The organism is Pseudomonas sp. W5-36 (assembly GCF_046540455.1).
Taxonomy (GTDB): Bacteria; Pseudomonadota; Gammaproteobacteria; order Pseudomonadales; family Pseudomonadaceae; genus Aquipseudomonas; species Aquipseudomonas graminis_B.
The window spans coordinates 15,678-32,171 of sequence record NZ_JAXCIQ010000007.1; the positions used below are offsets into that span (position 1 = coordinate 15,678).

At 59.5% G+C, this 16,494-nt stretch carries 13 protein-coding genes, 4 tRNA genes and 1 pseudogene; 9 read left to right on the top strand and 9 right to left on the bottom strand.

Annotated features, from left to right (window positions below):
- The first annotated feature begins 86 nt into the window (after nucleotides 1-86).
- The 7 genes from ltaE (at nucleotide 87) to SLW74_RS14160 (ending at nucleotide 6,101) form a co-directional block, all read left to right on the top strand.
- Entirely contained in the window at nucleotides 87-1,091 is a 1,005-nt protein-coding gene (ltaE, locus tag SLW74_RS14130; protein WP_410929265.1) for a low-specificity L-threonine aldolase, read from the top strand.
- Between the two features lie 142 nt (nucleotides 1,092-1,233).
- A complete protein-coding gene (gene alaS, locus SLW74_RS14135; RefSeq protein ID WP_410929266.1) occupies nucleotides 1,234-3,855 on the top strand; it encodes an alanine--tRNA ligase in 2,622 nt (873 codons plus the stop codon).
- A gap of 90 nt (nucleotides 3,856-3,945) precedes the next feature.
- A complete protein-coding gene (locus SLW74_RS14140; RefSeq protein WP_065986190.1) occupies nucleotides 3,946-5,178 on the top strand; it encodes an aspartate kinase in 1,233 nt (410 codons plus the stop codon).
- 181 nt (nucleotides 5,179-5,359) lie between these two features.
- Nucleotides 5,360-5,548: a carbon storage regulator CsrA gene (gene csrA / locus SLW74_RS14145; RefSeq protein ID WP_037013733.1), complete on the top strand. Its 189-nt coding sequence runs from the start codon at nucleotides 5,360-5,362 to the stop codon at nucleotides 5,546-5,548.
- Between the two features lie 62 nt (nucleotides 5,549-5,610).
- A tRNA-Ser gene (locus tag SLW74_RS14150) sits at nucleotides 5,611-5,701 on the top strand.
- Nucleotides 5,702-5,808: 107 nt separating this feature from the next.
- Nucleotides 5,809-5,885: transfer RNA gene (locus SLW74_RS14155), tRNA-Arg, on the top strand.
- A gap of 139 nt (nucleotides 5,886-6,024) precedes the next feature.
- Nucleotides 6,025-6,101: transfer RNA gene (locus SLW74_RS14160), tRNA-Arg, on the top strand.
- A 41-nt stretch (nucleotides 6,102-6,142) separates the two neighbouring features.
- Here SLW74_RS14160 and SLW74_RS14165 read toward each other — a convergent pair.
- Nucleotides 6,143-6,628 carry a cell envelope protein SmpA gene (locus tag SLW74_RS14165; protein WP_410929267.1) on the bottom strand — a complete coding sequence of 162 codons (486 nt, stop codon included), beginning with the start codon at nucleotides 6,626-6,628 and terminating at the stop codon, nucleotides 6,143-6,145.
- A 320-nt stretch (nucleotides 6,629-6,948) separates the two neighbouring features.
- Between SLW74_RS14165 and mgtE the strand changes: the two genes are divergently transcribed.
- Nucleotides 6,949-8,391 carry a magnesium transporter gene (gene mgtE / locus SLW74_RS14170; protein WP_065986188.1) on the top strand — a complete coding sequence of 481 codons (1,443 nt, stop codon included), beginning with the start codon at nucleotides 6,949-6,951 and terminating at the stop codon, nucleotides 8,389-8,391.
- Nucleotides 8,392-8,536: 145 nt separating this feature from the next.
- Here the strand turns inward: mgtE and SLW74_RS14175 are convergent, their stop codons facing one another.
- The 3 genes from SLW74_RS14175 to SLW74_RS14185 all read right to left on the bottom strand — a co-directional run bounded on the left by SLW74_RS14175 (nucleotide 8,537) and on the right by SLW74_RS14185 (nucleotide 9,826).
- Entirely contained in the window at nucleotides 8,537-8,863 is a 327-nt protein-coding gene (locus SLW74_RS14175; RefSeq protein ID WP_065986187.1) for an Arc family DNA-binding protein, read from the bottom strand.
- Nucleotides 8,864-9,316: 453 nt separating this feature from the next.
- Complete coding sequence (locus SLW74_RS14180) at nucleotides 9,317-9,502, bottom strand: PA3371 family protein (RefSeq protein ID WP_192135415.1); 186 nt, start codon at nucleotides 9,500-9,502, stop codon at nucleotides 9,317-9,319.
- 75 nt (nucleotides 9,503-9,577) lie between these two features.
- A complete protein-coding gene (locus SLW74_RS14185; protein ID WP_410929268.1) occupies nucleotides 9,578-9,826 on the bottom strand; it encodes a hypothetical protein in 249 nt (82 codons plus the stop codon).
- A 285-nt stretch (nucleotides 9,827-10,111) separates the two neighbouring features.
- Between SLW74_RS14185 and SLW74_RS14190 the strand changes: the two genes are divergently transcribed.
- A tRNA-Arg gene (locus SLW74_RS14190) sits at nucleotides 10,112-10,183 on the top strand.
- 76 nt (nucleotides 10,184-10,259) lie between these two features.
- Here the strand turns inward: SLW74_RS14190 and SLW74_RS14195 are convergent.
- The 5 genes and pseudogenes from SLW74_RS14195 to SLW74_RS14215 form a co-directional block, all read right to left on the bottom strand.
- Nucleotides 10,260-11,837 carry a diguanylate cyclase domain-containing protein gene (locus SLW74_RS14195; protein WP_410929269.1) on the bottom strand — a complete coding sequence of 526 codons (1,578 nt, stop codon included), beginning with the start codon at nucleotides 11,835-11,837 and terminating at the stop codon, nucleotides 10,260-10,262.
- A 23-nt stretch (nucleotides 11,838-11,860) separates the two neighbouring features.
- On the bottom strand, nucleotides 11,861-12,457 hold the full coding sequence (locus SLW74_RS14200) for a chemotaxis protein CheB (RefSeq protein ID WP_410929270.1): 597 nt from the start codon (nucleotides 12,455-12,457) through the stop codon (nucleotides 11,861-11,863).
- A gap of 204 nt (nucleotides 12,458-12,661) precedes the next feature.
- Nucleotides 12,662-14,302: a malate dehydrogenase (quinone) gene (mqo, locus tag SLW74_RS14205; RefSeq protein WP_065986182.1), complete on the bottom strand. Its 1,641-nt coding sequence runs from the start codon at nucleotides 14,300-14,302 to the stop codon at nucleotides 12,662-12,664.
- Between the two features lie 378 nt (nucleotides 14,303-14,680).
- Nucleotides 14,681-15,898, bottom strand: a pseudogene (locus tag SLW74_RS14210) (methyl-accepting chemotaxis protein); the annotation flags it as partial.
- The gene (locus tag SLW74_RS14215) at nucleotides 15,850-16,368 is read right to left on the bottom strand and encodes an MCP four helix bundle domain-containing protein (RefSeq protein ID WP_410929271.1); all 519 of its coding nucleotides are present in this window, start codon (nucleotides 16,366-16,368) and stop codon (nucleotides 15,850-15,852) included. The pseudogene SLW74_RS14210 and the gene SLW74_RS14215, both read right to left, overlap by 49 nt.
- Nucleotides 16,369-16,494 lie beyond the last annotated feature (126 nt).

Below are 16,494 nucleotides of genomic sequence, written 5' to 3' on the forward strand. Positions count from 1 at the left end.
CGTCTTGGCATTCCTGCCTCAAGCCTTGATTATCGATGCCCCGGCCTCAGAACTGAGGCTCGACCCTTACCAGTGGGAGCTTCATCGTGGCGGTTATCGATCTGCGCAGTGACACCGTGACCCAACCCTCTGCCGGCATGCGCGACGCCATGGCCAGCGCGCCCCTTGGCGATGACGTGTATGGCGAAGACCCGACGGTCAATCGCCTGGAGTCGTGGCTGGCGGAACGTCTGGGTTATGCCGCCGCGCTGTTCGTGCCGACCGGCACCATGAGCAACCTGCTCGGCCTGATGGCCCACTGCGAGCGCGGCGACGAATACATCGTCGGACAGCAGGCGCACACCTACAAATACGAAGGCGGCGGGGCGGCGGTGCTCGGCTCGATTCAGCCTCAGCCCCTGGACAACCAGACGGACGGATCGCTGGACCTGGATCAGGTGGCCGCCGCCATCAAGGCCGACGACTTCCATTTCGCCCGCACCCGCTTGCTGGCCCTGGAAAACACCATGCAGGGCAAGGTCCTGCCAATGGAGTACCTCTCGGCGGCCCGGGCATTCACCCGCGAAAAAGGCCTGAGCCTGCACCTCGACGGCGCGCGCCTGTACAACGCTTCCGTCAAGCTGGGCGTGGACGTGGGGGAAATCACCCGGCATTTCGATTCGGTGTCGGTGTGCCTGTCCAAAGGGCTCGGCGCGCCGGTCGGCTCGGTGCTGTGCGGCTCAAGCGAGTTCATCGCCAAGGCGCGGCGCCTGCGCAAGATGGTCGGCGGCGGCATGCGTCAGGCCGGGATGCTGGCAGCGGCGGGTTTATACGCGCTGGAGCATCAGGTCGAGCGGCTGGCCGACGATCACGCCAATGCCACCGCCCTCGGCAAGGCCCTCGCGGACCTCGGTTTTGACGTCGAGCCGGTACAGACCAACATGGTCTACGTGCACATCGGCGATCGTGCCCCGGCGCTCAAGGCCTTATGTGCCGAGCGCGGTATCGTGCTCAGTGCTGCGCCGCGGTTGCGCATGGTCACCCATCTGGATGTGACGTCTGCGCATCTGGACAAGGTGGTGGCGGCCTTTGCCGAATTTGGCGTTCGCTGATCGTGTGATCAGCCCGATTGCCGGTTTCTATCGAATAACACGCTGTACCGAGCGTACAACGCCTATATAATGCGGCCCTTTGCCGTCGCTGCGTCGAATGACGCTATGCATGTGCCAGGCCGCAGTTTCCGTGGAAGAACCTATGAAAAGCGCAGAAATCCGTGAAGCCTTCCTTCGCTTCTTCGAAGAGCAAGGCCACACCCGAGTCGCCTCCAGCTCCCTGATCCCGGGCAACGACCCGACCCTGCTGTTTACCAACGCAGGCATGAACCAGTTCAAGGATTGCTTCCTCGGCCAGGAAAAACGGGCCTACACCCGCGCCGTCAGCAGCCAGAAGTGCGTGCGTGCCGGTGGCAAGCACAACGACCTGGAAAACGTCGGCTACACCGCGCGTCACCACACCTTTTTCGAAATGCTGGGCAACTTCAGCTTCGGCGACTATTTCAAGCGCGACGCAATCACCTACGCCTGGACCTTCCTCACCGGCGTGCTGAACCTGCCCAAGGAAAAACTCTGGGTCACCGTTTACGCCTCGGACGACGAAGCCTACGACATCTGGACCCAAGAGATCGGCGTGCCGGCCGAGCGCATGGTTCGCATCGGTGACAATAAGGGCGCGCCATACGCCTCCGACAATTTCTGGACCATGGGCGACACCGGCCCGTGCGGTCCTTGCACCGAGATCTTCTACGACCACGGCGCCGACATCTGGGGTGGGCCGCCGGGTTCGCCGGAAGAAGACGGCGACCGTTACATCGAGATCTGGAACAACGTATTCATGCAGTTCAACCGCACGGCCGACGGCGTTCTGCACCCGCTGCCAGCGCCGTCGGTGGACACCGGCATGGGCCTCGAGCGCGTCAGCGCCGTGCTGCAACACGTCAATTCCAACTATGAGATCGACCTGTTCCAGAGCCTGTTGGCCGCCGCTGCCAAAGCCATCGGCTGCAGCAACGACAATCAGGCGTCCCTGAAAGTCGTCGCCGACCACATTCGTTCGTGCGGCTTCCTGATTGCCGACGGCGTGCTGCCGTCCAACGAAGGCCGTGGCTACGTGCTGCGCCGCATCATCCGTCGCGCCTGCCGTCACGGCAACAAGCTGGGTGCCAAGGGCAGCTTCTTCTATCAGATCGTGGCTGCACTGGTCGCCGAAATGGGCGAAGCCTTCCCCGAACTGAAAAACCAGCAGGCTCACATCGAGCGCGTGCTGAAGGCTGAAGAAGAGCAGTTCGCCAAGACCCTGGAGCAAGGCTTGAAGATCCTCGAACAGGATCTCGCCGAGCTCAAGGGCACCATCGTCCCTGGCGACGTGGTGTTCAAGCTCTACGACACCTACGGTTTCCCGATGGACCTGACCGGCGACATCGCTCGCGAACGCAACCTGACCCTCGACGAGGCGGGTTTCGAGCGTGAGATGGATGCCCAGCGTGAACGAGCGCGCTCCGCCAGCTCCTTCGGCATGGACTACAACAGCCTGGTGAAGGTCGATGTGGCCACGCAGTTCACCGGCTATAAAGCCACTGCAGGCGAGGCCAAGGTCGTCGCCCTGTACAAAGACGGCATCGCGGTCGAGCAATTGAGCGAAGGCGAGGACGGCGTGGTCATCCTCGACCAGACCCCGTTCTACGCTGAATCCGGCGGCCAGATCGGTGACAGCGGTTACCTGACTGCCGGCGGCGAAGTGCGCTTCGACGTGAGCGACACCACCAAGACCGGCGGCGCGTTCCTGCATCACGGTGTTCAAGTGTCGGGCAGCCTGAAAGTGGGGACCACCGTCAGCACCGACGTCGCCGCCGAAGTTCGTCAGGCGACATCGCTGAACCACTCCGCCACGCACTTGCTCCACGCCGCGTTGCGTCAGGTGCTGGGCGAACACGTTCAGCAGAAAGGCTCGCTGGTCGACAGTCAGCGCCTGCGTTTCGACTTCAGCCACTTCGAAGCCATCAAGCCCGAGCAGCTCAAGGCGCTTGAAGACATCGTCAACGCCGAAGTGCGCAAGAACACGGCCGTCGAGACTGAAGAGACCGACATTGAGACCGCCAAGCAGAAGGGCGCCATGGCGCTGTTTGGCGAGAAGTACGGCGACAGCGTTCGCGTGCTGAGCATGGGCGGCGGTTTCTCGGTGGAGCTGTGCGGCGGCATTCACGCCAACCGCACCGGCGACATCGCGCTGTTCAAGATCATCAGCGAAAGCGGTGTGGCCGCCGGCGTGCGCCGTATCGAAGCGGTGACCGGCGCTGTGGCGCTGGAATACCTGAACGCTGCTGAAGAACAACTGAAGGAAGCCGCGAACCTGGTCAAAGGCAATCGCGACAACGTTCTGGACAAGCTGTCGGCGGTGCTGGAACGCAACCGTCTGCTGGAAAAGCAGCTGGAACAACTGCAGGCCAAGGCGGCCAGTGCTGCGGGCGACGACCTGTCGGGCTCGGCAGTGGACGTCAACGGTGTCAAGGTCCTCGCTGCCCGTCTCGACGGTCAGGATGGCAAGGCGCTGCTGGCCCTGGTTGATCAACTGAAGAACAAGCTCGGCCGCGCAGTGATCCTGCTCGGCGGGGTGCATGAAGACAAGGTCGTGCTGGTGGCAGGCGTCACCAAAGACCTGACTGGCCAACTCAAAGCCGGTGATTTGATGAAGCAAGCGGCTGCCGCTGTAGGCGGTAAAGGCGGCGGTCGTCCTGACATGGCGCAAGGCGGTGGTGTTGATGCTGCCGGACTCGAAGCAGCGCTGGCACTGGCTGTTCCGTTCGCCGAACAAGGTATTTAAGTCGACCCACCCGGGGCCCGTCGTTCGGGCTCCGGCGCTTCGCGGTTTGAATGATAACGGGCGCCCTTCATGGGCTGAGGCGGCTTTGAGATGGCTTTAATCGTACAAAAGTTTGGCGGCACCTCGGTGGGCTCGGTCGAGCGCATCGAACAGGTGGCCGACAAGGTCAAGAAATTCCGCGATGCGGGCGATGATCTGGTGGTCGTGCTGTCGGCCATGAGCGGCGAAACCAATCGCCTGATCGAACTCGCCCGGCAGATCAGCGATCAGCCGGTGCCACGCGAGCTGGACGTCATCGTTTCCACCGGCGAGCAGGTCACCATCGCTCTGCTGGCCATGGCGCTGATCAAGCGTGGCGTGCCGGCTGTTTCGTACACCGGTAATCAGGTCCGCATCCTGACCGACAGCGCCCATAACAAGGCGCGTATCCTACAGATCGACGATCAGAAAATTCGCGCTGACCTGAAGGCCGGTCGTGTGGTTGTGGTCGCCGGTTTCCAGGGCGTCGACGAAGACGGCAACATCACGACCCTGGGTCGTGGCGGTTCCGACACCACCGGCGTGGCGCTCGCTGCAGCGTTGAAAGCCGATGAGTGCCAGATCTACACCGACGTCGATGGCGTTTATACGACGGATCCGCGTGTTGTCTCGCAGGCCCAGCGTCTGGACAAGATCACCTTCGAAGAAATGCTGGAAATGGCTAGCTTGGGCTCCAAGGTCCTGCAGATCCGCGCGGTCGAATTCGCCGGCAAGTACAACGTCCCGCTGCGCGTACTGCACAGCTTCAAGGAGGGTCCAGGCACCCTCATTACCATTGATGAAGAGGAATCCATGGAACAGCCGATCATTTCGGGCATCGCCTTCAACCGCGACGAAGCCAAGCTGACCATCCGTGGCGTGCCAGACACCCCGGGCGTTGCGTTCAAGATTCTCGGCCCGATCAGCGGCGCGAACATCGAAGTCGACATGATCGTGCAGAACGTCTCGCACGATAACACCACCGATTTCACCTTCACCGTACACCGCAATGATTACCAGGCGGCGCTGCAGGTTCTGCAGAACACGGCCAACGAAATCGGCGCCCGTGAAGTCATTGGCGACACCAAAATCGCCAAGGTTTCCATCGTCGGTGTCGGCATGCGTTCCCACGCCGGTGTGGCCAGTCGCATGTTTGAAGCGCTGGCCAAGGAGAGCATCAACATCCAGATGATCTCGACGTCCGAAATCAAGGTCTCGGTAGTGATCGAAGAGAAGTACCTGGAGCTGGCCGTGCGCGCGCTGCACACTGCCTTCGAACTCGACGCACCACGTCAGGGCGAGTAAGCCTTGGGCAGGGGGCGCGGTTTTGGTCGCGCCTTCCGATACTGAATGTGGGCAATAAACTGTTCTTTTTCCGGCGCTGGTCGATACTGAGACATAGACCTGCGGCCGCTTCCGGCTCGGGCCCCTGCCGTTTGTCTATGCAGACTGTTGTCCCTTGAATGCAAGCGGTAAGGAGATAGGTATGCTGATTCTGACTCGGCGGTGCGCGGAAAGTCTGATCATTGGTGATGGTGAAATCACCGTGACCGTGCTCGGCGTTAAAGGCAATCAAGTACGCCTTGGGGTCAACGCGCCCAAGGAAGTGGCTGTTCATCGCGAAGAGATTTACCTGCGTATAAAGAAAGAGAAGGACGAAGAACCAAGCCATTAATTTTTATTGAATTTTTGGTTTGCAAACGGGGAAAAGGGTGGTTATTATACGCCCCGTGTTGCGGAGAGCTGGCCGAGTGGCCGAAGGCGCTCCCCTGCTAAGGGAGTACACCTCAAAAGGGTGTCGGGGGTTCGAATCCCCCGTTCTCCGCCATTATTTGCGTAGTACGTTGTAATCTGGCTTGATCGGTAAGTTGTTGAATTTACTAGAAAAAGTGCTTGACCAAGAGATTTGACGGCCTATAATGCGCGGCAACAAATGCACTCGTAGCTCAGCTGGATAGAGTACTCGGCTACGAACCGAGCGGTCACAGGTTCGAATCCTGTCGAGTGCACCATTTAAGCGTTGTTTGTAGTGATACGAACAGCAGTCTTAAGTTAGAAAGAGCCTGGCTTCAACAGGTCTTCGGAAGAACCACTCACTTCCAGAAGTAAAATGCGATACCCAGAGGTGAACTGGTTTAAAAAGCGCCATATGCACTCGTAGCTCAGCTGGATAGAGTACTCGGCTACGAACCGAGCGGTCACAGGTTCGAATCCTGTCGAGTGCACCATAAAACGGAAAGCCCGCATGCAAATGCGGGCTTTTTGCTTTCTAGCGTTTGCCTTTTACGCAACCGTGTTCATCGAATGACACCTGTCGGCTGCGCCCCTTCTTCTCCTCATACACATACCGGACTTCAGCGTTACGGCTGACGATCTTGTCCGGTCGCCCCAGCAAGCTTTCCACGTCACGTTTGCTCATCCCCGTTGGCGTCTGCTGATTGATGATCGCCTTTCGGCGCTGCTCCGCACTCAGGACATTGCCGCAACCGTCGTCTCGCTGGCCCACAACCACCACTTCGTTGCTTTTACGTTTTTGCAGGGTGTCCGCGATTGCAGGCGGAGGAGGGGGAGTGAAAGTCATGCCCGACGCTGGATTGATACCCTGTGGGGTCATGGCTTGACCGCTGGGGCAGCTCAGTGTGGTGAATGTCACGCTGCCGCTTTGATCCTCGCAGCGATTAACGATGGTGGCGCCTGCGCCGAGTGGCAAAAACAGCACCAGGGTGATGAGGAGCTCTCCAGTGTTGCGCGGCATCGCAATGTCTTCCCTGATCCAAGTGCGGAAAGGGTAGCGGTGAAGATTTCTCACGGCGAGCGAGTTTTGTTCACCGGATGTGACCAGGGGGTAGGAGTGACTTCGTCAGCGTTAACGTTGTGTTGCAACCGATTGTTTCACGTTGAATTTTTAGCCTCCCGCCACGGCAAGCGGTGTATGATTGCGCCCGTCAGCCCCGCCGGGGCTTGTGGACTACCTCCATGGACTTACCCAGTAGCAACTCAACACTAAGTTTCACCAATCAAGAATCGACTGATTGATCTTCTGGCGGGTTCCACTGCTGGGAGTGGAGTTCGCCTATGACCCAAATCGAAGTAAAAAAGACGCAGGAAAGCCTTCAGGATCGTCTCGCCCAAGTCATCGACTTGCTGCAACGTCAGCGCATCGTCGAAGACCTGACACACCGTCAGGAAGGCCAGCACCAGGATCGTGTCGAGAACCTCGTTCACCGGCAGAACCTCGTCGAGCTGCAGCGTAAGCTCGACGACCTGCACTCTGCCGACGTTGCCTACATCCTCGAAGCACTTCCCCTCGAAGACCGTCTGACGGTCTGGCAGCTGGTGAAGGCCGAGCGTGACGGCGACATCCTTCTTGAAGTGTCGGACTCCGTTCGGGAAACCCTGATCGCCGACATGGACGATCACGAGCTGCTTGCGGCCGCCAAGGAAATGGACGCCGACGAGCTGGCCGACCTCGCACCAGAGCTGCCGCGTGATGTTGTCCATGAGCTGATGGAGGCGCTGGACAGCCAGCAGCGTGAGCGCGTGCGCTCGGCCTTGTCCTACGACGAGGAGCAGGTAGGCGCCCTGATGGACTTCGAGATGGTGACCATCCGCGAGGATGTCAGCCTGGAAGTCGTTCTGCGTTATCTGCGCCGCCTCAAAGAGCTGCCCGGTCACACTGACAAACTGTTCGTGGTCGACTCCGATGGCGTCCTCAAGGGCGTGCTACCCATCAAGCGTTTGCTGGTTAACGACCCGGAGAAGCAGGTGTCGGAGGTCATGGCCAGTGATCCCGTGAGCTTCCATCCTGACGGCGATGCGTATGAAGCCGCCCAGGCGTTCGAACGTTACGACTTGATTTCTTCCCCGGTGGTCGACAAGAACGGCAAGCTGATCGGCCGTCTGACCATCGATGAAATGGTCGATCTCATCCGTGAGGAGAGCGAGACCGAAGTGCTCAACATGGCGGGTCTGCGCGAAGAAGAAGACATCTTCGCCTCGGTCTGGCGTTCACTGCGCAACCGCTGGTCCTGGCTGGCGGTCAACCTGATTACTGCCTTTCTTGCATCGCGAGTGATCGGCCTGTTCGAAGGCTCCATCGAGAAGCTGGTGGCGCTGGCGGCGTTGATGCCGATCGTGGCGGGGATTGGCGGCAACTCGGGCAATCAGACCATCACGATGATTGTCCGGGCCATGGCCCTCGATCAGGTGAACACCGGCAACACCTCACGGCTGATGCGCAAGGAGCTGGCCGTCGCGCTCATCAACGGTCTTGTGTGGGGTGGCGTGATCGGGATCGTCGCTTACTTGCTGTACCACAGCTGGTCTCTCGGCGTGGTGATGACCGTCGCCATGACATTGAATCTGCTGTTGGCAGCATTGATGGGCGTGCTGATTCCCATGACCCTTTCTCGGCTGGGTCGCGATCCGGCGATGGGCGCCAGTGTGATGATCACGGCCATGACCGACAGCGGCGGGTTCTTTATCTTTCTGGGGTTGGCCACCGTGTTTTTGCTCTGACCCCACGCTTCACCCAAAACCGCCTTCAGGGCGGTTTTTTAATGTGCGCGATGCCGCTTAATGGGGTGGAAGCTATGAGTTCATTAAGTTTCAGGCACAAAAAAGCCAGCAGTGTGCTGGCTTTAAAGTCTCTGGTTTAAACGACTTATTCGTCGTCGTTTGCCAGGCTAGTGTCATGGGCAATCAACGAAACCAGTGCGTTCTGCTGGCGGTGAGCCAACTGACGGAAACGCTGCAGCAGCTCGCGTTCGTGGAGCGAAAGCTCCGGACTGTCCAGACGCAGACTCGGCTCATCACCCAGTGCGCCTTCCTGAATCAGACTCTGCTCAATACGCGCAATGATTTCCGAGTTCATGCTGCGGTGGTGCTGTTTGGCGACGTCCGCAATACGCTCGCGCATGCCTTCCGGTAGGCGAACTACGAACTTGTCAGCTGTGCGACTGGAATAATTGGCCTGTTTCATAGGGCTCATATATTTAACCGAATTAGTTCAAAGAGAGAGGCGGTTTCTACATTAGGCCGCAGATGTCATGCTCTGACTGTCTTTTGGCCGAAATGTTCAACCAGCCCGCATAAAGGATCGCCATCCTGCACCAACGTGTCGATTCCTTGGCGTCAAATGTGTGACAAATATTGAACTACATAAAGGCTTTTAGCCAGCACCAATTATCCGAAATGCGTCCTGGTTTGCAAAGTGAAACTCTGATCACCCTTGCAGTGCTGGGCAAACGCCGTGATGGCAATTTGTCTTCATCGTAGAGGGAGACTGGGGATAATACGAGGAGGCATTCAAGAAAGAGACGAAGGGTTCATTGCGCCCTTGTCGCTGTAGCGTAAGCCTAAGCCCACAGAGACAGGGTATCCGGCGTCGTATGTTTGGCGACTTGATGCGCCAGCAAGTGCTGGCGAAGGCTCGGGGCTTGGGTTAACGCAAAACCGGGTCAAACTTGATACGGCGACCCACAAACAGCGCTGCAACGAACAGGCTGGCGAAAATTGCTGCGGCTGCTTTCGCCAGCGTACTCATGGTTTCCATTGACGGAGCCAGCAGTTGGTCAGTGGCGAGGGCCATGACGGCCAGGATCAGGAACGAAATTGCTGCTTTGGACATGGCTGCTCTCTAATGGGTTGCTCTCTCATGGAAAGCGGGTCGAAGCCGTTGTGGTAGCTGATCAGCACCCGCTGTTCAGAACACCCAGCGCTCCGAGCGACTCACCGGCACGGCTTCTTCACTGTCATGGGCCAGAATGACTTCCGTGCCCTGACTTGGCATGACTGCGAACCGTGGCGTCTGTGGCATGAGGTGATGAGGCTGAGCCTGAACGGCGATGCTCTCTGATTTCACGGTCTCTGACGTGCTGCCATCGTTCTGGAAGTGGAAGGCGACCAATGCGACAAGCGCGGCAGCATTGAGCAGGGACAGTGTCATGTTCATCTCGGGTACCTTCGCTTGGACGGCGTTCAGAGGGGTGATTCGCGAAGAGTATGTTGCAGTCTGCATGCCAACCCTTAGTCCAAAGAAATGCTATAAAAATCAACAGGATGATTAGGATTTTCAGGATTGTAGGGTTGCGTTTTGCAATAAGGCCCATGGCCATCGTTGCATTCTGCACGATAGCCCTATGATGTGAGCGAGAGGCAGCGTCTTACAGCACCCATTGATAATGACGACATGACAAGCCAGCGCCTTGTCGTTAAGATGCACGCCGTCCGATTTGGTGTCCTCTTAGTTCAACGGATAGAACGAGCCCCTCCTAAGGGCTAGATGCAGGTTCGATTCCTGCAGGGGACATATCTGACTCGCCTTTACTCCCGCCCGAACACCTGTCTCACACCTCGCCCAACCGCCAGTCAACCCGAGCTGTCATTCATGCCTGCGCGCTCGCCTGTGGGTGCTGATCCGCGTACCACCGATTGCGGCCATTATTTTTCGCGCAGTAAAGATAGGCATCCGCCGCTTTGATCATGCCGGCAGGCGTCGTGTCTTCCCGCGCAGGGAACCTGACCGTCACGCCTGCGCTTGCGGTGACGATCTTTTCAGGATGATCGGCGTGCTCCAGCGCAAGCGCCCGGATGGCCTGCAGGATGTCCTCCACGAGGCGGCCCGCACCCTGAAGGTCGGTATCCGGAAGCAGCACGGTGAATTCCTCGCCACCGTAGCGAACGGCGAGGTCCGCAGGCCGCTTCAACACGCCGCTGATGGCTTGGGCGACCTGCTGGAGACAGTCGTCACCCGCCGCATGGCCGTAGCGGTCGTTGAAGCGCTTGAAGTAATCGATATCAAGCATGATCAAGGCGAGTGGGTAGCGCTGTCGTTTTGCCCGGCCGATCTCGGTTTCGAGGGTCATGTCGAGGCGGCGCCGGTTGCCCAGTCTGGTCAGGCTGTCGGTCAGGGCCATGTCTCTGACGGCCTGATGGGCGAGGCGAATCTCGCTCTCCATGGCCATCCGTCCGCGCAGTTGAGTGAGCACGATGAAGGCAAATCCGACAAAGCCGGCGACCAAGACCAGCAGCACAAGCCCGGACTTGAGCAGATCACGACGCCACGGCCCGACGAAGGATTCTCTCGACAGCCCGGCAGCGACCACCAGCGGATAACTCGACAGCGCACGAAATCCATACAACCGGTACGTGCCGTCCACCACGGCTTTGATCTCGACGATCCCTTCGTTGACGGTCGGCAGGTAGCGTTTGAAGATCTCGCTGTCAGCCAGGCTTTGCCCCACCACGGAATGAATGAACGGGCGTCTCACCAAAATGGTCCCGTCTCGCATCGCCAGCACCAGCGCACCGCGATCATCAATCTTGAAGTCGCCGTAATAATCCATGAAGTAGCTGAGTTTGATGGTCCCCAGCAGCACACCTGCGAACGAGCCATCAGCGTTATTCAGCCTTCGGGAGACCGGAATGATCAGCTCGCCGGTGGAGCGGCTTTTGACCACGTTGCTGATGCGCACACGGCGATCGGTGTGGGTGCGGTGATAGTTGAAATAGTCACGGTCGGCGTTGTTTGCGGTGTCCGGGGTCACGTCCTTGTCGGTGACGATCCATCGCCCGTCGGCGCCATAGATGAACAGCCCGTGGAGCTGAGGCATGAGCTTCGATTGCTCCGCCATCAGTGTGTGGAGGCGCGGAACGTTGATAGCGGCCAAGCCATCGCCCTCCACCCGCTCGCCCAGGGCGTAGGTAAGGATGTCGACTTGCCGGATGGCGTCCTCGGCGTGCTGCGCGGTGGCACGGGCCAGGTTAGTGACCGAGTCTCGGGCGAAATCGTAGGCGTGGGTGTAATCGCGCCAGGCGCGCCACCCCTCGACTGAAAGGAACGTCATCAGCACCATGATCATGAACGCGAGGGTCAGGCGAAACACGGCCGTATTGCGCCCTGGCCCCAAGTCCAATTGATCGAAGGCGCCTGACGGCGGCGGATGCTGTTCGCCTCCTGGCATGCTCTCTGGCCTCCTGTGAAATGTCAGCTGTTGACGGTGCGGACCGCTTTGGTCAGCGCGTCCGCCATTTCTTCCGCACTCAGCTGAGGGCTCAAAATAGTTTTTCGCATCGTCTCAATCGGCATGCTGGGCACCGGCGCTTCCTCGGGACGCTGTACGAAACTCAACCCGCCAGCGTTCCTGACCTCTACCGCGCCATCCGAACCGTCGGAGTCGCCGCCTGACAGCACCAGGCTGATCACCCGCTCGCGGAACACTTCGGCAGCCGTGGTGAACAGGCGATCGGCGGCAGGACGTGCGAGGTGTACCTTGGGGCCGTTGTCGAGATGAATGATCCCGGGCGAGACGATCTCCAGATGCCGGTCTGCAGGAGCCAGATACACACGGCCCGGCAGTACCGGTTCGCCTTCTTTTCCGTAGTCCACAGGCAGCGTCGAGTACCGAGCGAGCACAGACGCCAGGTAGTCCGGACCTAATGGGTGGGTGTGAATGACGATGAGCACGGCAGCGGGAAAATCTGCCGGCAGCTTGGCGAGGAGGTGACGGAGGGCCTCGGGGGCGCCTCGTGAACCTGCGATGACGACAACATCCCTCAGCACTTGCGTGTTTGTAGCGTCCATACCGTTGCCCCTCACTGGTTCTATAGGGTGGACACAACGCAAGCGCTTGCCGTTCATTTTCACGTCATCAGCGGCCGACGAATTCCTCGTGCAATTCGCGCGTCACTCGACGGGATCAATGGGCAATAAAAAAGCCACGAGACGCGGAGTCTCGTGGCTTTCGTGATCAGCGGCATCGGAATTGATGCAACCGGTCAGACTTTGTTACAGCGCCATGTCGCTGGCGGGCTTGCTTTCAGCAGGCTTGCCCGGCGCGGCAGTGCTGGTGCCGACGCTCTGATCGAGCACAGGCGGCTTGCCCAGTTGCAGCACTTCGGCGGTGTAGTTCCACTCTTGCTGAACAGCGGCTGGCGAATCATTCAGCTTGGTGCCATAGCTCGGCACGATCTGATGGATCTTCGCTTGCCACTCAGGCGTCGCGACCTGGGTTTTGAAGAGCTTCTCCAGGACATTCATCATGATCGGTGCAGCAGTCGATGCGCCTGGCGATGCGCCCAGCAGGGCAGCGATGGTGCCGTCCTGGGAAGAAACCACTTCGGTGCCCAGTTTCAGCACGCCGCCCTTGTCCGCGTCACGCTTGATGATCTGTACGCGCTGACCGGCTTGCCACAGGCGCCAGTCTTCTTTCTTGGCGTGCGGGAAGTATTCCTGCAGCGCTTTGAAGCGGTCGTCGTCAGACAGCATCAGCTGACCGGCGAGGTACTCGACCAGCGGGTACTGCTCCACGCCCACCTTGGTCATCGGCCAGATGTTGTGGGTGGTCATGCTGCTGAACAGGTCGAAGTACGAACCTTCTTTCAGGAACTTGGTAGAGAAGGTGGCGAACGGGCCAAACAGGATGACGCGCTTGCCGTCCAGCACGCGGGTGTCCAGGTGCGGAACCGACATGGGCGGCGCGCCGGTGGAGGCGATGCCGTAAGCCTTGGCCATGTGCTGCATGGCCACGGTCGGGTTCTCGGTCACCAGGAACGAACCGCCAACCGGGAAGCCTGCGTACTCCTGAGCTTCGGGAATGCCGGATTTCTGCAGCAGCTTCAATGCCCCGCCGCCTGCACCGATGAACAGGAACTTGGCGTCGGTACCGGTGGTGGTGCCGTCTTTCAGGTTCTTGTATTCAACGTGCCACGAGCCGTCGTCGTTGCGGGTGATGTCGTTGACTTCGCTGGACAGCTTCAAATCGAAGTTCGGGCGGGTCTGCAGGTACGACACGTACTGACGGGTGACTTCACCCCAGTTCACGTCGGTGCCGATTGGCGTCCAGGTGGTCGCCAGCTTCTGCGAAGGATCACGGCCCTCCATCATCAGCGGGACCCACTTGGCGATCTGCGCCGGGTCTTCGGAGTACTGCATCGGGCGGAACAGCGGGCTGGCTTGCAGCGCGTCATAACGCTTTTTCAGGAATTTGATGTTGTCATCGCCCCACACAAAGCTCATGTGCGGTGTGGTGTTGATGAACGAAGGCGGGTTCTTCAGGACGTTCTGGCGGACCTGCCAGGACAGAAACTGACGGGTGACCTGGAAGGCTTCGTTGATCTCGATGGCTTTGGAGATATTGACCTTGCCGTCTTTGTCTTCAGGCGTGTAGTTCAGCTCGGCGAGACCGGAGTGACCGGTGCCGGCGTTGTTCCAGCCGTTGGAGCTTTCTTCGGCGACGGCGTCGAGGCGCTCGACCATTTCCATCGACCAGCTTGGTTCGAGTTCATTGAGCCAGACGCCCAGGGTCGAACTCATGATGCCGCCGCCGATCAGCAGGACATCGACTTTCTTGCTCTCTGCGGCGTGGGCTTGCAGGAAGGTGGCCGAAATCGCGAGGCCCAGTAGAGCGGTGCTCGTTTTCTTGAACATCGAATCATCCAATAGATAGAAAGTTATCCGCCTGCCGCATTCGTCGCGCAACGTCCTGCAGTGCCGGGCGCCATCGTGCGGCGCGAACGTCAGACAGGCTTCGCTCTCGGAAAACGAGGAGGAAGGGTCAAGAGGCCAGTCAACAGGTCGACCTCGTGTTCTATGTCCCTCGGCGCTGTGCTTTTTATTCGATCATTGGAATCAGCAGCTTGAGTAAACATCATCCACCGCAGGACCTGGTCATCAGGTCCATCCCCTGCGGCGGGCGGGGATTGTACCCGAAATGTCATTTTCGACAAATCGAGTGTCAAATTAGTCAATACGCCATTTTGTCTCAGGGGGACGATTGGCTGGCCTGGCGCCGAAACGCCAAGCGGATTACAGCGTAAATTTGCCCACCATGCCGTGGAACGACACGGCCAGTCGCGACAAGGCCTGACTCGACGCGCTGGTCTGATTGGCGCCTGCCGCGGTCTGCGTCGACAGGTCCTGAATGTTCACCAGATTGCGGTCTACCTCGCGAGCCACTTGCGCCTGTTCCTCGGCCGCGCTGGCGATCACCAGATTACGTTCGTTCATCTGGCTGACGCCTTCGCTGATGCGCTCCAGTGCCCGGCCGGCTTCGGTGGCCAGTGACTGGGTATGCACGGCGATCGCCTGGCTCTTGCCCATGGCCTGCACGGCTTCGTCGGCGCCATTGCGCACCTTGGTGATCATTGATTCGATTTCGCCGGTGGAGGTCTGGGTGCGGTGGGCGAGGGCACGTACTTCGTCCGCCACCACCGCAAAACCTCGACCCTGCTCGCCGGCGCGGGCGGCTTCAATGGCCGCGTTGAGCGCCAGCAGGTTGGTCTGCTCGGCAATCCCGCGGATCACGTCGAGCACTTTGGTGATGTCGCGGATCTGCCCGGCCAGCGCTCCGACGCGCTCGGTCGATTCGGTGATTTCCACGGTCATGGTGTTCATCGCGGTGACAGCCTGCTGCACTTGTTACTGACCCCTGATGGCGTCTTCGGAAGTCTGCGCAGACACCTGCGACGCGCTGGCGGCGTTACGCGCCACTTCTTCCACCGCGGCGGTCATCTCGTTGACGGCCGTGGCGGCCTGCTGGATTTCATCGTTCTGACGCATCAGCCCGCGGGTGCTGTCGTCGGTCACCATGGTCAGCTCTTCAGCCGCAGAAGCCAGCTGATCCGAGGCGGTGGCGATCTGCTGAACCGTGCCTTTGAGGCTGCCCTGCATGGTGGACAGCGCCTTGAGCAACTGCCCGGTTTCGTCCTGGCCGCCGACGTGGATGGGCTGACTCAGATCGCCGGCCGCCACTCGAGTGGCGCTTGCCACCGATTGATAGATCGGCCGGGTGATCATGCGCGTGACGATCAGCCCCAGCGCAATGGCGCACACCACCGCGATCAGCGAACCGATGATCAGAATCCACGTCACCTGGGTGTCGGTTTCAACCCCGGCCTGTGCCTGCTCGTTGGCCTGGCGCAGATTGGATTCGATCATGATTTTCAATTCGCCCATGGTCTTGCGATAGCTGGGCGTCACGCTGGTCGCGGCCAGTTTGCTGGCTTGCTCCAGGTCTCCGCTCTGCGCCACAGACAGCGCATTGAGGGCGGCGCTGATGTAAGCGGCCCAGTCGCGTTCGAAGTCATCGCCTGCGGCTTTTCATCCGGATCGAGCGGCGTGGCGCGGTAGGTCTTGAAGTCCGTCTCGGCCTGGGCCTGGTTTTCTTTCAGTGACTGGATCGCGGCGTTGATGTCTTCAGGGTTGGCTTTGAGCGCGCTCAGTCCGATGGCCTTGAAAAAGTCGCGGTTGGTGGCGATGACGTTGGCCTTGACCGAATCGACCTTGGCGATCGACACCAGGTTGTCGCTCACCGTATTTTCAAACAGCTCGTACAGGCGCGAGATACCGCTCTGTCCCAGCACACCCACCACTACAGTGATCAGCGCACACAGGCAGAATGCCGAAAGGAGCTTGGTCTTCAATTTCAGATCGGTCAGCCAGGACATAGGGCGCACTCGGAGAGGGTGGGTGTGGCTGTTGGCTACGCGTTGCATGACTGGATATCGGCGGGACGCCCGAGGACTTTACCCATTCTCCTGCGCTTGCTTGGGCGTTGATCTTCCGTCGCAACGGCGCGTACGCGTCACTTTTCCAGCGCCGGGTGCCTAAGCTTTGCTCCG